Source organism: Rhodoferax sp. RT4P68, assembly GCF_056521305.1.
The window spans coordinates 136,605-150,647 of sequence record NZ_JBWMBB010000007.1 but is presented as its reverse complement, the minus strand read 5'-3'; the positions used below and the strand labels follow the sequence as shown (position 1 = coordinate 150,647).

Annotated in this window: 12 protein-coding genes; 6 read left to right on the top strand and 6 right to left on the bottom strand. The window is 68.4% G+C overall.

All coding sequences use genetic code 11. From position 1 onward, the window contains the following. Nucleotides 1-92: 92 nt before the first annotated feature. The 3 genes from dnaE to AC099J_RS16705 all read right to left on the bottom strand — a co-directional run bounded on the left by dnaE (nt 93) and on the right by AC099J_RS16705 (nt 4,583). The gene (gene dnaE / locus AC099J_RS16715) at nt 93-3,650 is read right to left on the bottom strand and encodes a DNA polymerase III subunit alpha (RefSeq protein WP_479616405.1); all 3,558 of its coding nucleotides are present in this window, start codon (nt 3,648-3,650) and stop codon (nt 93-95) included. A 38-nt stretch (nt 3,651-3,688) separates the two neighbouring features. Beyond that, entirely contained in the window at nt 3,689-3,832 is a 144-nt protein-coding gene (locus AC099J_RS16710) for a hypothetical protein (RefSeq protein ID WP_479616404.1), read from the bottom strand. A gap of 61 nt (nt 3,833-3,893) precedes the next feature. After that, nucleotides 3,894-4,583, bottom strand: coding sequence for a DUF599 domain-containing protein (locus AC099J_RS16705; RefSeq protein ID WP_479616403.1), 690 nt, complete (start codon nt 4,581-4,583; stop codon nt 3,894-3,896). A 24-nt stretch (nt 4,584-4,607) separates the two neighbouring features. Here AC099J_RS16705 and AC099J_RS16700 point away from each other — a divergent pair, with 24 nt between their 5' ends. Next, nucleotides 4,608-5,363 (top strand): sulfurtransferase, encoded by a 756-nt coding sequence (locus AC099J_RS16700; RefSeq protein WP_479616402.1) that lies wholly within the window; start codon nt 4,608-4,610, stop codon nt 5,361-5,363. A gap of 21 nt (nt 5,364-5,384) precedes the next feature. Here the strand turns inward: AC099J_RS16700 and AC099J_RS16695 are convergent, their stop codons facing one another. The 3 genes from AC099J_RS16695 to AC099J_RS16685 form a co-directional block, all read right to left on the bottom strand. Further along, a complete protein-coding gene (locus AC099J_RS16695) occupies nt 5,385-6,263 on the bottom strand; it encodes a pirin family protein (RefSeq protein WP_479616401.1) in 879 nt (292 codons plus the stop codon). 51 nt (nt 6,264-6,314) lie between these two features. Next, nucleotides 6,315-6,737 carry a DoxX family protein gene (locus tag AC099J_RS16690; RefSeq protein ID WP_479616400.1) on the bottom strand — a complete coding sequence of 141 codons (423 nt, stop codon included), beginning with the start codon at nt 6,735-6,737 and terminating at the stop codon, nt 6,315-6,317. Between the two features lie 65 nt (nt 6,738-6,802). Beyond that, complete coding sequence (locus tag AC099J_RS16685; RefSeq protein WP_479616399.1) at nt 6,803-7,504, bottom strand: pirin family protein; 702 nt, start codon at nt 7,502-7,504, stop codon at nt 6,803-6,805. Between the two features lie 116 nt (nt 7,505-7,620). Between AC099J_RS16685 and AC099J_RS16680 the strand changes: the two genes are divergently transcribed. The 5 genes from AC099J_RS16680 to AC099J_RS16660 all read left to right on the top strand — a co-directional run bounded on the left by AC099J_RS16680 (nt 7,621) and on the right by AC099J_RS16660 (nt 13,919). Continuing rightward, nucleotides 7,621-8,577, top strand: a complete 957-nt coding sequence (locus tag AC099J_RS16680) for a LysR family transcriptional regulator (RefSeq protein ID WP_479616398.1) — start codon at nt 7,621-7,623, stop codon at nt 8,575-8,577. Between the two features lie 50 nt (nt 8,578-8,627). Next, nucleotides 8,628-9,722, top strand: coding sequence for an NAD(P)/FAD-dependent oxidoreductase (locus AC099J_RS16675; protein ID WP_479616397.1), 1,095 nt, complete (start codon nt 8,628-8,630; stop codon nt 9,720-9,722). Between the two features lie 10 nt (nt 9,723-9,732). Beyond that, the gene (gene gluQRS / locus AC099J_RS16670) at nt 9,733-10,632 is read left to right on the top strand and encodes a tRNA glutamyl-Q(34) synthetase GluQRS (protein ID WP_479616396.1); all 900 of its coding nucleotides are present in this window, start codon (nt 9,733-9,735) and stop codon (nt 10,630-10,632) included. 86 nt (nt 10,633-10,718) lie between these two features. After that, a complete protein-coding gene (locus AC099J_RS16665; protein ID WP_479616395.1) occupies nt 10,719-11,279 on the top strand; it encodes a nucleoside 2-deoxyribosyltransferase in 561 nt (186 codons plus the stop codon). A gap of 207 nt (nt 11,280-11,486) precedes the next feature. After that, nucleotides 11,487-13,919, top strand: coding sequence for a catalase (locus AC099J_RS16660; protein ID WP_479616394.1), 2,433 nt, complete (start codon nt 11,487-11,489; stop codon nt 13,917-13,919). Nucleotides 13,920-14,043: the final 124 nt, after the last annotated feature.

The window sequence follows — 14,043 nt, the reverse complement described above, 5'->3', positions numbered from 1 at the left end:
GCCCACCGCCGCGGCAGGCAAATTCGCGGGGAGTGTCCGATCTGTTTGTGACATGTTCATGAATGCATGATGACGCGACACCGGTCAGGTCGCTATTCGTAGACGATACGCGCTTGCCCTTGGTGCGCCTGGGCGCAAAAGCCGGCCAGCGCTGCATCGGTGGGGAAGAACTTGCTTTCCTCCAGCCGCACCGCGTCCTCGGCCACGAATTCCGGGAACACCAGCGAGAAGCGCACCGCCAGCCCGCGCACCAGCTCGCCATGCTCGGACATCTCGCGCTGCGCCGGAAAGTCCTTGAGCAGCCGGTCGATCGACGGCGGCTTGTGGCCATGGCCGACATTCGTGCGGTCCACCTTGACCCGCAGGAACTTGCCGAAGCGACAGCGCGCAGCCGCCAGGTCCCAGATCTGCTGCACGGTGAGCTGCAGGCCACCACTGAAGCGATCGGGTTGCAGCTTGCCCATGACGATGACGAGCTCGTCGTCCTTCAGCGTGTTGCGGTGCTGGTGGATCAGCGCCTCGTCGGCCCGCGCCTCGATCACGCCCGCCTTGTCGTCCAGCTTGAACAGCGCCAGCTTGCCGCGCTGACCGTTGATGACGCGCAGGTCGGTGACGATGCCGGCGAACAGTTGCTGCTCGCGCGTGTCGATCACGTCGTCCAGCCCGCGCTTGACGAACTGGCGCACCTCGCGCGCCACCTCGTCGAACAGGTGGCCCGACAGGTAGAAGCCGACCGCCGTCTTCTCGTAGGTCAGCTGCTCCTTGATGCCCCAGGGCGTGGCATCGACCAGATCGGGTTCCTGGTGGCTCGCGGCATGCGAATCCACCATGTCGAACAACCCGGTCTGGTTGGCGTTGGCCACGCTGGCGGCGGCAAAGTCGAAGGCCCGGTCGACGGATGCGATCAGCGCCGCGCGGTTGCGCTGCAGCGCGTCGAAGGCGCCGGCCTTGATCAGCGCCTCCACCGTGCGCTTGTTCAGCCGTGCGCGGTCCACCCGCAGGCAGAAGTCGAACAGGCTCTTGAACGGCCCGCAGACCTCGCCGGACGGGCCGACACCGCGGCCCTCGCGCGCGGCCACGATGGCCTCGATCGCCTGCTGGCCCGTGCCCTTGACAGCGCCCAGGCCGTAGCGGATCTCTTTGTCGGTGACGGGCTCGAAACGGTAGCCGCCGCGGTTGACGTCCGGCGGCTCGAACGTGAGCCCCATCTTCAGCGCATCCTCATACAACACCTTGAGCTTGTCGGTGTCGTCCATTTCCACGGTCATGTTGGCGCAGAAGAACTCGGCCGTGTAGTGCACCTTCAGCCAACCCGTGTGGTAGGCCAGCAGCGAATAGGCGGCCGCGTGCGACTTGTTGAAGCCGTAGCCGGCGAACTTCTCCATCAGGTCGAAGACCTCGTCGGCCTTGTCTTCGGTGATGCCGTTCTTGGCCGCGCCGGTGCGGAAGATCTGCCGGTGCTCGGCCATCTCCTCGGCCTTCTTCTTGCCCATGGCCCGGCGCAGCATGTCGGCGCCGCCCAGCGAGTAGCCGCCCAGGATCTGCGCGGTCTGCATCACCTGCTCCTGGTAGACCATGATGCCGTAGGTCTCGGAGAGCATCTCGGCCACCAGCGGGTGCGGGTACTCCACCTCTTCGCGGCCGTGCTTGCGCGCCACAAAGCTGGGGATCAGGTCCATCGGGCCCGGCCGGTACAAGGCGTTCAGCGCGATCAGGTCTTCCAGCCGCGTCGGCTTGGCGTCGCGCAGCATCCCCTGCATGCCGCGCGATTCGAACTGGAACACGGCCTCGGTCTTGCCCTCCTGGAACAGCCGGTAGGTGGCCTTGTCGTCCAGCGCGATGTTCTCGTAGGCGAAAGCCTCCTGCCCCGGGTGGCGCTTGACGATGAACTCGCGCGCGATCTCCAGAATGGTCAGCGTGGCCAAGCCCAAGAAGTCGAACTTCACCAGGCCAATGGCCTCCACGTCGTCCTTGTCGTACTGGCTCACGGCCGAGTCGCTGCCCGGCTGCTGGTACAGCGGGCAGAAGTCCGTCAGCTTGCCCGGCGCGATCAGCACACCGCCGGCATGCATGCCGATGTTGCGCGTCATGCCCTCCAGCTTCTGCGCGTATTCGATGATGGTCTTGACGTCTTCTTCGTCGCGGATGCGCTGGGCCAGCACCGGTTCCATCTCGATCGCGTAGTTGTTCTTGTCGCCCTCCTTCTTCTTGGCAGGCGGGTACTGCAGCGTGACCGACATGCCCGGCTTGTTCGGGATCAGCTTGCTGATGCCATCGCAGAAGGTGTAGCTCATGTCCAGCACACGGCCGACATCGCGGATGGCCGCGCGCGCCGCCATGGTGCCGAAGGTGGCGATCTGGCTCACGGCCTCGCGCCCGTACTTCTGCTTCACGTAGTCGATCACGCGGTCGCGGTTGCCCTGGCAGAAGTCGATGTCGAAGTCGGGCATGGACACCCGCTCCGGATTCAGGAAGCGCTCGAACAGCAGCTTGTAGTGCAAGGGGTCCAGGTCGGTGATCTTCAGTGCATACGCCACCAGCGAGCCGGCGCCCGACCCCCGGCCCGGGCCCACCGGGCAGCCGTTCTTCTTGGCCCAGTTGATGAAGTCGCCCACGATCAGGAAGTAGCCCGGAAACCCCATGTTCAAGATGGTGTTGATCTCGAACTCGAGCCGCTCCACATAGCGCGGCCGCTCGGCATCGCGCTTGGCTGCGTCGGGGAACAGATGCGCCAGGCGCTCTTCCAGCCCCTCGTGCGAGACGTGGCGGAAGTATTCCTCCACCCCCATCACCCGGCCGTTCACCTCTGGAATCGGGAAGTTCGGCAGCTGCGGCTTGCCCAGCACCAGCGTCAGGTTGCAGCGCTTGGCGATCTCTACCGTGTTGGCGATGGCCGAGGGGATGTCGGCAAACAGCGCCTCCATCTGCGCAGCCGACTTGAAATACTGCTCGCGCGTGAAGCGCCGCACGCGCCGCTGGTTGCCCAAAATCTCGCCGTCCGAGATGCAGACGCGCGCCTCGTGCGATTCGTAGTCGTCCTCGGTGGTGAACTGCACCGGGTGCGTCGCCACCACCGGCAGCTTGAGCCGCGCGGCCAGGCCGACGGCCGCCACCACATGCGCTTCATCGTCCGTCCGGCCGGCGCGCTGCAGCTCCAGGTAGAAGCGGTGCGGGAACACGCCGGCCAGCTGCAGTGCCAGCGCGCTCGCACGCGATGCGTCGCGCTGCACCAGGGCCTGCCCCACCGCGCCCGACTGCGCGCCGGACAGGCACAGCAAGCCCTCCCCCAGCTCCTGCAGCCAGGCCAGTTTGACAATCGCCTGGGCGCGCGAGACGTTCTGCGTCCAGGCGCGCGCCAGCAGCTCGCACAGGTTCAGATAACCCTGCCTGTTTTGCACCAAAAGCAGCAGGCGCGAGGTATTGCCGGGCTCATGGCCCAGGCCTTCGATGACGATCTCGGCGCCGATCAAGGGCTTGACACCCTTGCCGCGCCCGGCTTTGTAGAACTTGATGGCCCCGAACAAGTTGTTCAGGTCGGTGATGGCCAGCGCCGGCTGGCGGTCGGCCGCCGCTACGGCGATCAGATCGTCGATTCGGTTGGTGCCGTCGACGACGGAGAACTCGGAATGGATGCGCAGGTGAACGAACATCGGGGGATTCTAGGCACCCCACTTCGCACGTCCGGCGATCAGCCGGGGTCGTCAAGATTCTCGTGGTGGGCGATGGCGCCGCGCTTGCAATCGCTGGCGGCGCGGATGGCGCGGCGCTCGTGCCCCTCCTCGTCCACCAGGATGCGCCGCGCCTGGGCCGCCACGCCGCCTCGGCCGCGCACCAGCCATGTGTGCAGACCAACCTGAGCGCGGGCAGGCCGCTCCGCAAGGAGCCGCCCAAGCTCAGTCGCGCAGCACGTTGAGCACTTCGGAGCGGAACTCGCGCGCATACAGGATCAGCACCACAGCCGCCGTTGCCAGCGCGAAGGCCACCGCCGAGAAGAACCAGGCCGTCGCCGCGAACGACATGTAGTAGGCCCGCACGCCGTCGTTGAAGGTCTCGGCTGCCATGCCCAGCATCTTGCCGGCGCGATCGGCGAAGTGCTTGCGGTCGAACTTGCCGGCGGCGAACTCTTCCGGGTCGGGCATGGAGCCGATCACCAGCGCGGCAAAGGTGTATTGGCGCATCGACCAGGTGAAGCGGAAGAACGCGAAGACGAAGATCCCCATGAGCAGCAGCACCTTGAGATCGAACACCAGCACCGAGGTACGCACGGCGAACGGGATCTCGCGCACGAACTCTGACGCCTTGTCGGTGGCGCCCAGCAACGCCAGCAGGCCGCCGATGATGATGATGGTGGTTGAGGCGAAGAACGAAGGGCTGCTCGACAGGCCCTGCACGATGATGCCGTCCAGCACGCGCGGGTCGCGCGCCGTGGCCTGCTCCATCCAGTGGCGGCGGTAGCGGTTGGTGGTCTGCAGCAGCGTCACCCGCTTGGTGTGCCGCGTGAACCAGGCATAGCCCAGCCACAGCGCAAAAAACCAGGCGATGGCCAGCCAGTCGTACCAGGGCAGAAACGTGAGTGCCTTCATAACGCGCAAGGATAATCGCGCGCTGTGCCTGCCATCCTCAACATCTCCGCCTACAAATTCGTCCCCCTGCCCGACGCTGCCGCCCTGCGCGAGCGCCTGCTGGCCAGTGCCATGGCGCTGCAGCTCAAGGGCACCGTGCTGCTGGCAGAAGAAGGCATCAACCTGTTCGTCGCCGGGGGCGAGGCCGAGGTGCGCGCCTTTGTGGAGGAGCTGCATGCCGATCTGCGGCTGGCCGATCTGACGCCTAAGGAGAGCTGGTCCGACGCGCAACCGTTTCGCAAGATGCTGGTCAAGGTGAAGCGCGAAATCATCCGCATGAACCAGCCGCAGATCCAGCCCGACTTCAGCGTGGACACAGGCCGCGCACCCGCCGTGCCGGCCGCCACCGTGCGGCGCTGGCTGGAGGCCGGCGTCGACGACGAGGGCCGCCCCGTCGTCACGCTGGACACGCGCAATGCCTTCGAGGTCGATGTCGGCGCATTCGATGGCGCCATCGACTGGCGCATCGGCAAGTTCAGCGACTTTCCCGCGGCACTGGCTGCGCACCAGGCGGAGCTGGAAGGCAAGACTGTCGTCAGCTACTGCACCGGCGGCATCCGCTGCGAGAAGGCGGCGATGCTGATGCGCAGCGCCGGGCTGTCACACGTCTACCAGCTCGAGGGCGGCATCCTCAAGTACTTCGAGGACACCGACGGCGCTCATTTCCACGGTGAGTGCTTTGTCTTCGACGAGCGCCGCTCGCTGGCCAGCGACTTGCACGTCGGCAGCGCCGGCGCCTGAGCGGCTAGGCGCCGGGGCCGGTCAGGCGATGAAGCGCCGCTCGGGCAGCGGGATGAACTCCGTCTCGCCGGGCACCGGGTCGAAGCGGCCCGCCTCCCAATCGGCGGCGGCCTGCACGATTCGCTCCTTGCGGCTGGAGACGAAGTTCCACCAGATGTGCCGGTGCGGCATCGGTTCGCCGCCGATCACGGCCAGGCGGGTCGGCTGCTCGCAGTGGATGACGGCCGGCGCATCGGGCGTGAGCAGCGCCATCTGCCGCGCCGCCACCGACTGGCCGTCGACCGTCACGTCGCCGTCCACGGCATAGACCGCGCATTCTTCGGCCAACGCCGGCAACACGAAAGCCACGCCGGCCTGCAGCGCCACATCCAGATACAGCGTGGGCGAGAAGGTGCTCACCGGCGATGTGGCGCCGAACGCCTGCCCGATCAGCACCCGCACGCGCACGCCATCCACGTCGATCTCTGGAATGGCGGCGGCCGGTGTGTGCTCGAAGGCCGGCGCTGCCTCTTCATGCGCCTCGGGCAGCGCCGCCCAGAGCTGCAGCCCGTGGTTCACATAGGCCTGCTGCGCCAGGCGGGCCGGCCGCCGCTCTGAATGCGCGATGCCACGGCCTGCCGTCATCCAGTTGACGGCGCCGGGGGTGATCTCCTGCTCCGAACCCAGGCTGTCGCGGTGAAAGATCGCGCCATCGAACAGATAGGTCACGGTCGCCAGGCCGATGTGCGGGTGTGGCCGTACATCGTGGTTGTCCTCAGGCCGCTGCGTGGCCGGGCCGAAGTGGTCGAAGAACAGGAACGGGCCGACCGCCTGGCGCTGCGCCGCGGGCAGCAGGCGCCGCACCACGAAGCCGCCCCCCAGGTCCTTGTCGTGTCCGGTCAAGAGCAGCGCGATGGCCATGGGGGTTCCTTGTTGGGGGGTAAGCGCGGCAGTTTAGGCCGCGCGGCTGTTTCAGCGCCGGTCGACGCTGAACCGCCCCGCGCCGAAGGCGACGAAGGCCAGCAGGCCGCCGGTGATGGCGACGTTCTTCATGAACATCAGCTGCTGCACCATGACCTTGTCGGCCGGCATGGCCCAGTAGTTGTGAAAGAAGAATGAGGCCGCCAGCGTGAACACCGCCAGCGCGAGCGCGGCAAAACGCGTCTTGAAGCCCGCCAGCAAGGCCAGGCCCAGGCCCAGCTCGACCACGATGGCCATGGCGGCGCCCACCTGCGGCAGCGGCAGGCCGACCGAGCCGATGTAGCCCACGGTGCCGGCAAAGCCCATCAGCTTGCCGAAGCCGGCCGGCACGAACAGCGCGGCCAGCAGGATGCGGCCCAGCAGGGCCAGCCCGTCTTGTGCGCCGCTGAAGGTGGATGAGGGAGAGGTGGTCATGTCGAAATCCAAGGAATCAAAAGAAAGAATACGCGCGGCGCCACGTGCGGTCGCCGCGCCAGGGATCAGGCGGCCAGGTCGAACACCAGCACTTCGGCGTCCCGGCCAGCAGCCAGCGTCAGCAGCGATTCGCCGGACAGCAACACGGCGTCGCCCGCCTGCAGGTGCTGACCGTTGACGTCCAGCGTGCCGCGCACCAGGTGCACATAGCCTTTGCGGGCCGGGTCCAGCGCGAGACTGGCCTCCTCGTTGCCATCGAACAGTCCGGCGTACAGCGCCGCGTCGGCATGGATCGTCACCGAGCCTTGCGCGCCGTCGGGCGAAGCCACCAGCCGCAGAGCGCCGCGCTTGCTCTCGCTCGCGAAGGTCTTCTGCTCATAGCTTGGGGCGATGCCGAACTGGTTGGGCTCGATCCAGATCTGCAGAAAGTGCGTGGTCTGGTCCTTGGCGTGGTTGAACTCGCTGTGCTGCACGCCGCGCCCTGCACTCATGCGCTGCACGTCGCCCGGCGGGATGCCCTTGACATTGCCCATCGTGTCCTTATGCGCCAGCTCGCCGGACAGCACGTAGCTGATGATTTCCATGTCGCGGTGACCGTGCGTGCCAAAGCCCGTGCCGGCGGCGATGCGGTCTTCGTTGATCACGCGCAGGTTGCCCCAGCCCATGTGCGCAGGGTCGTGGTAGCCAGCGAACGAGAAGCTGTGGTGCGACTTCAGCCAGCCATGGTCCGCGTGGCCACGGTCGGAAGATTTGCGCAGGGTCAGCATGGTGAACTCCTTCGGTTGATGTGCGCTACACAGCGCATGGACATGACTTTAGGGGCGGTGCATTCAAAGACAATGCACGCAAATTCGAGTCACCATTCAAAGCCACTGAATCAGACATGCCCAGTCACACGCCTCCCAGCCCTCGCGATGTGTTGACGCCCGAGGCCCTGGCGATGCTGGCCACGATCTTCGAGACCGGCAGTTTTGCGGCCGCGGCCCGCACCCTGGGCCTGGTGCCCAGTGCGCTGACCTACCGCGTGCGCCAAATCGAAGACGCGCTGGACGTGCTGCTGTTCGACCGCAGCTCGCGGCAGGCGCGGCTGACCGAGGCCGGCGCCGAGCTGATGCGCGAGGGCCAGCGGTTGCTGTTGGAGATCGACGCCATGGCCAACCGCGTGCGCCGCGTGGCCACCGGGTGGGAGCCGCAGCTGACGGTGGCTGTGGACAGCGTGATCTCACGCAACACCGTGCTCGATCTGTGCGAGGCGTTCTACGCCATCGCCCCGCCCACGCGGCTGAAGATCCGCGAAGAGGTGCTCTCCGGCACGCTGGAGGCGCTGGTCACGGGCCAGGCGGACCTGGCCATCGGCGTGGTCACGCAGGGCGGCTCGATCCGCGATCTGCAGGTCAAGCCGCTGGGGGCAATGCGTTTCGTCTACGCCATGGCGCCGCACCACCCGCTCGCGCAGGCCGAAGAGCCCCTGACCGACGCGCTGGTGCAGCAGCACCGCGCGGTGGCGGTGGCGGATTCCGCCAAGCGCGCCAACATCACGCTGGGCCTGCTGGGCGGGCAGGACGTGCTGACCGTGCCGACCATGCGTGCCAAGCTGGAGGCGCAACTGCGCGGCCTGGGCAGCGGCTTTCTGCCCGAGAACCTGGCGCGGCCCTATCTGGACACCGGGCGGCTGGTGGCGCGGCGCATGCAGCGGCCCGAGCGCGTGGTCGACATCGGCTACGCCTGGCATGCGCCATCCGGCGGGCTGGGCATGGGGCGTGCGCTGCAGTGGTGGCTGCAGCAGCTGGAGAGCGCGGCCACGCGCGCGGCGCTGCTCAACGCCCGGCAGCACGACTGAACGCCGTCCACGCCGCTGGGCGCCTGCGGCGCCGTGTAGAGTGCAGCCCCATGACCAAGCGCACACGGAACCAAGAATCCACAACACCCCCCGTGCCCCGCGCGCGGCGCATCGCCATCGTCGGTGCCGGCATGGCCGGCATCGCCTGCGCCCGCACGCTGGTGCAGGCCGGCCACACGGTGCAACTGTTCGAGCGCAATGCGCTGATCGGCGGGCGCATGGCGACGGCCGACACGGCGTTCGGCACCTTCGACCACGGCGCGCAGTACTTCACCGTGCGCGACGAGCGCTTCACGCAGGCGCTGGCAACCACGCCGCAGCTGTGCAAGCGCTGGAGCGCCAACACCGTGCGCGTGCTGGATGCCTACGGCCGTGTCGCAGCCGCCGCCCTGCCCGCCAGCGAGGCCCACTGGGTCGCCACGCCGGGCATGAGCGCGCTGCCGCAGCACTGGGCGGCACCGCTGGCGGCGGGGCAGGCCATCGAGACGGAAACCCAGGTCACCAGCATCGTGCGCGACGCGCTGCACCCCAAGCAGTGGCAGCTGGCCACCGTGGGCGCGGTCGGCGCAGCCGATGCGCAGCGCGTGTTCGGCGGCTTCGACGACGTCGTGCTGGCGGTGCCGCATGCCCAGGCCCTGCAGCTGCTGCGCGCCTCTTCGATGGCCGGGCCGTTGCAGAAGAAGCTGGACACGGTCAGCGTCGGCCCCTGCTGGACGCTGATGCTGGCCTTCCCGCAGGCGCAGCAGGCCAGCCTGTCGCACCTGGGGCCGCAGTGGAACGCGGCGCGCAGCACGCACCACCGCATCGCCTGGGTGGCGCGTGAATCGTCCAAGCCCGGCCGCGGCAGCGTGGAGCGCTGGACGGTGCAGGCCAGCACCGCTTGGTCGGCCGAGCACCTGCAGGACGACCAGGCCCGCGTGCTGGCCAAGCTCAGCAAGGCGTTCTCGGAGGTGACCGGCATCCGTGCCGAGCCGGCCTTCGCTGCCGTGCACAGCTGGCACCAGGCGCAGACGCTGGAGCCGCTGGGCCAGAGCCATGTCTGGGACGCCAAGCAGCGCATCGGCCTGTGCGGCGACTGGTGCCTGGGCCACCGGGTCGAGAACGCCTTCATCTCCGGGCTGGAACTGGCGCTCGCGATGGCATGAGGGGCATGCGGTGAGGCCGGCCGGGCGCCCCTACGTCGGCCGCTTCGCCCCCTCGCCCACCGGCCCGCTGCACGCCGGCTCGCTGGTGGCGGCCTTGGCCAGCTGGCTCGACGCCCGGGCCCATGGTGGCCGCTGGCTGGTGCGCATCGAAGACGTGGACACGCCCCGTTGCCCGCCCGGTACCACCGCGCTGATCCTGTCGCAGCTGGCCGCCTGCCAGCTGCACCCTGACGCCCCACCCGCTTTGCAATCGCAGCGCGGCGCGCTCTACCAGGCCGCACTTGACCGGCTGGTCAACGCCAGCCAGGCCTACCCCTGCGCCTGCTCGCGCAGCGAGATCCAGGCCGCACGCCAGGCCCAGGGCCTGGCGCCGCAGCGGCACGGCGAACTGGTCTACCCCGGCACCTGCAGAAGCGGCCTGCACGGCCGCCCCGCGCGCGCCTGGCGCCTGCGCCTGCCGGATGCGGCCGTGGTCGGCTGGCAGGACAGGCGCCTCGGCCCGCAGCAGCAGGATGTGGCAGCCGAGGTCGGCGACATCGTGCTGCGCCGCGCCGACGCCCTGTGGGCCTACCAGCTGGCCGTGGTGGTCGACGACGCCGACCAGGGCATCAGCGACGTGGTGCGCGGCGAAGACCTGACAGACAACACGCCGCGTCAGATCCTGCTGCAGCGCGCGCTGGGCCATGCACTGCCGCGCTACTTGCACACGCCTTTGGTGATGGGCGCCGATGGCCAAAAGCTGTCCAAGCAGAACGGCGCGCAGCCGCTCGACCTGGCGGACCCGCTGGCCGCGCTGCGGGCCGCCGCCCGGGTGCTGGGCCTGCCGCCGCCGCCCGCCGACGCGGGCCTGCCACAGGCGCTGGCCCATTGGACCGGTGCCTGGGCCGCACGGCACGCCCTGCCGCCCTGAGACAGCGGCGAACGCCCCGGCACGCGCGGCGCAATCCACAGGGTAGAAGCCAGGGACACCGGCATGCGAAGCGGGACAATATGCCGATGCTCCAGCCCTCCACTGCCGGCCCCACACGGCCCCGCATCTACCTCGCCGGCCCCGACGTGTTCTTCCGCGACAGCGCCACGGTCTTCAGCGCCCTGGCGGCCTGCTGCGAGCGCCTGGGGTTGCAGGCACTGCCCCCGTCGGACGGCGGGCTGGCCGCTGGATTCCAGGGCGACGACGCGACACTGGCGCAGCGCATCTACGAAGGCAACATCGCGCTGATCCGCCAGGCCGACGGCGTGATCGCCAACCTCATGAACTTTCGCGGCCAGGAGCCTGATTCCGGCACCGTGTTCGAGGTCGGCTTTGCCGTCGCGCTGGGCAAGCCGGTGGTGGTCTATGGCCTGCCGCCGGGTCGCTATGCCGAACGCATCGCCGCCACCGCGTCCTGCACGCGCGACGCAGCCGGCGTGCTGCGCGAGCAGGCCAGCGGCTGGATGGTGGAAGAGCTTGGTCAGCGGCTCAACCTCATGCTGACGCAGTCCACGCAGACCGACACCACGGCCGAGGCCGCGCTGCAGCGCTTGGCCGCGCAACTCCTGCCCCGGTTTGGGGCGTGAGCCTGCGGCTGCGGGCCATTGCCTGACGGGCTGTAGAGACATCGCCGCGCCGGCACGGCACGGGTGCGCACCGCAGCGCGACGTGAGAACCAGAAAGACGCCGCTCCCGCTTTGGCCCGCGTCCTACATCGGACGCACTGTGGTCTGCATAGGCTGACGGACCGACCGCTTCATTGCCTCGATCCACTCCACGAAAGTCCCCAGACCATGGCCAAACCACCCAAGACACCGTCGTCCAGCCAAGCGCCCGCACCTCAAGCCAAGGTCGCCGCCGCGGCGGCCCACCGCACCGATGCCGGCGCCAACACCATGCCTGCCGGTGCCGACACGCCAGCCGCCGCGCAGGCCCGTGACACCGATGCCCTCGTCGCCGGCATGCCGTTCAATGCCACCAAGCCATCCGAGCATGGCTTTCGCAACGGTACGGCGCCGCCCGCCGGTGCCACGGTGCAGCCGGCATCGCGCCTGCCTGCCGCCAGCACGCTGTCCGAAGCCAACAGTTCGACCAAGACCGGCACCGTCGCCCCCGAGGGTGTCAACGCCTCCATCGAATCGCTGGACCGCGTGCGCGTTGACTCGTCCGGCCAGGCCCTGACGACCAATCAGGGCGTGAAGGTCGGCGACAACCAGAACTCGCTGAAATACGGTGTGCGCGGCCCGGCGCTGCTGGAAGACTTCGTGCTGCGCGAGAAGCTCACGCACTTCGACCATGAGCGCATTCCCGAGCGCATCGTGCACGCCCGCGGATCCGGCGCGCACGGCTTTTTCGAGTGCTACGAGCCACAGACCCAATACACCAAGGCCGCGCCGTTCAAAGAGGCCGGCAAGATCACCCCGGTGTTCGTGCGCTTCTCCACCGTGGCCGGTGAGCGCGGCTCCAAGGACACGGCGCGCGACGTGCGCGGCTTTGCCGTCAAGTTCTACACGGACGAGGGCAACTGGGATTTGGTGGGCAACAACATCCCCGTGTTCTTCATCCAGGATGCGATGAAGTTCCCCGACCTGGTCCACGCCGTCAAGCCCGAGCCGCACCACGGCATGCCGCAGGCCGGCAGCGCGCACGACACGTTCTGGGACTTCGTCTCGCTCATGCCCGAGTCCACGCACATGCTGATGTGGGCCATGTCGGACCGCGCGATCCCGCGCAGCTACGCCACCATGCAGGGCTTCGGCGTGCACAGCTTCCGGCTGGTCAACGAGGCAGGTGAGTCGGTCTTCGTCAAGTTCCACTGGGAGCCGAAGTTCGGCACCCACTCCCTGGTCTGGGACGAGGCCGTGAAGATCTCCGGTGCCGACCCGGACTTCCACCGCCGCGACCTGTGGGAACGCATCGAATCGGGCTGCTACCCCGAGTGGGAACTGGGCTTTCAGATCTTCACCGAAGAGCAGGCCGAGGCTTTCAGCTTCGACATCCTCGACGCGACCAAGATCGTCCCCGAAGAGCTGGTGCCCGTCGTCAAGGTCGGCCGCATGGTGCTGAACCGCAACCCGGACAACTTCTTCGCCGAAACCGAGCAGGTCGCCTTCTGCACCGCGCACGTGGTGCCGGGCATCGACTTCTCGAACGACCCGCTGCTGGCCGGCCGCATCCATTCGTATGTGGACACGCAGATCTCGCGCCTCGGTGGCCCGAACTTCCATGAGCTGCCGATCAACGCCCCCGTTGCGCCGGTGCACAACAACCAGCGCGATGGCATGCACCGCCAGGCCATTCCGCGCGGTCGCGTCGCCTACGAGCCGAACTCGCTGGCCGGCGGTTGCCCGTTCCAGGCTGGTGCAGCGCAGGGCTTTGTCTCCGTGCCGGCGCGCATTGCTGCCAAGGAAGAACAGGGCAAGGTGCGCGCCAAGCCCGAGAAGTTCGCAGACCACTACACGCAGGCCACGCTGTTCTTCGACAGCCAGACGCCGGTGGAGCAGGCGCACATCGTCGCCGCGTTCCGCTTCGAGCTGTCCAAGCTGACGGTGCCGGCGATTCGCGTGCGCATGGTCGCCTCACTGCGCAACGTGTCCGAAGAGTTGGCGCGCCAGGTCGCGCAGGGGTTGGGTATGCGTGAGCTGCCCGAGCCGCTGCCGCGCGCACTGGACAAGCCAGCCAAGCCCGAGGTGCGCGTCTCGCCCTCGCTGTCGCTGATGGCGCGGCCGGGCGACGGCACCGTGCGCGGCCGGGTCATTGCCCTGATGGCAGCCGATGGCGTGGACGCGGCGGTGTTGCAGGCGCAAGCGGCGGCGCTGGCCGACGCTGGCGCGGTGCCCCGCATCGTGGGCCCGCACGTGGGCGCGCTGACCAGTGCAGATGGCGCGGGCCTGCAGGCTGATGCCTCGTTCGAGAACGAGCCGGGCTTTTTGTTCGACGCGGTCGTGTTGCCGCAGGGCAGCGCCTGCATCCAGAACCTGGCCGCCAACGGCCTGGCGGTGGAGTTTGTGCAGGCCCAGTACCGCCACGGCAAGACGCTGCTGGTGACGGCCGACGCGCAGGCGCTGCTGGACAAGGCCGGCGTGCCCGCACAGCTGCCCGATGGCAGTGGCGACCCGGGACTGATCGCCGGCGGCGGCGACATGGGCCAGGCGATGCAGGCCTTCACCAAGGCCGTGGCAGGCCCCCGGCACAGCGCGCGCGAGACCGACCCGCCGCGCGTTTGACGACGCAAGCAGCGTAGGGGACGGGCGGCCAATCTTCGGCCACCGCCCCTGACGGCCACGAGGCGATGCCCCGCATACATCTGCGGCGCATCGCCTCTTTTTTTTGGGGAACGGAAAACGGTGC

Coding starts and splice junctions, on each gene's coding strand:
- dnaE (WP_479616405.1), bottom strand. CDS start 3,650: ATGTTCGTTCACCTGCGCATCCATTCCGAGTTCTCCGTCGTCGACGGC.
- AC099J_RS16705 (WP_479616403.1), bottom strand. CDS start 4,583: ATGAAGGCACTCACGTTTCTGCCCTGGTACGACTGGCTGGCCATCGCC.
- AC099J_RS16695 (WP_479616401.1), bottom strand. CDS start 6,263: ATGGCCATCGCGCTGCTCTTGACCGGACACGACAAGGACCTGGGGGGC.
- AC099J_RS16690 (WP_479616400.1), bottom strand. CDS start 6,737: ATGACCACCTCTCCCTCATCCACCTTCAGCGGCGCACAAGACGGGCTG.
- AC099J_RS16685 (WP_479616399.1), bottom strand. CDS start 7,504: ATGCTGACCCTGCGCAAATCTTCCGACCGTGGCCACGCGGACCATGGC.
- AC099J_RS16680 (WP_479616398.1), top strand. CDS start 7,621: ATGCCCAGTCACACGCCTCCCAGCCCTCGCGATGTGTTGACGCCCGAG.
- AC099J_RS16675 (WP_479616397.1), top strand. CDS start 8,628: ATGACCAAGCGCACACGGAACCAAGAATCCACAACACCCCCCGTGCCC.
- AC099J_RS16665 (WP_479616395.1), top strand. CDS start 10,719: ATGCTCCAGCCCTCCACTGCCGGCCCCACACGGCCCCGCATCTACCTC.
- AC099J_RS16660 (WP_479616394.1), top strand. CDS start 11,487: ATGGCCAAACCACCCAAGACACCGTCGTCCAGCCAAGCGCCCGCACCT.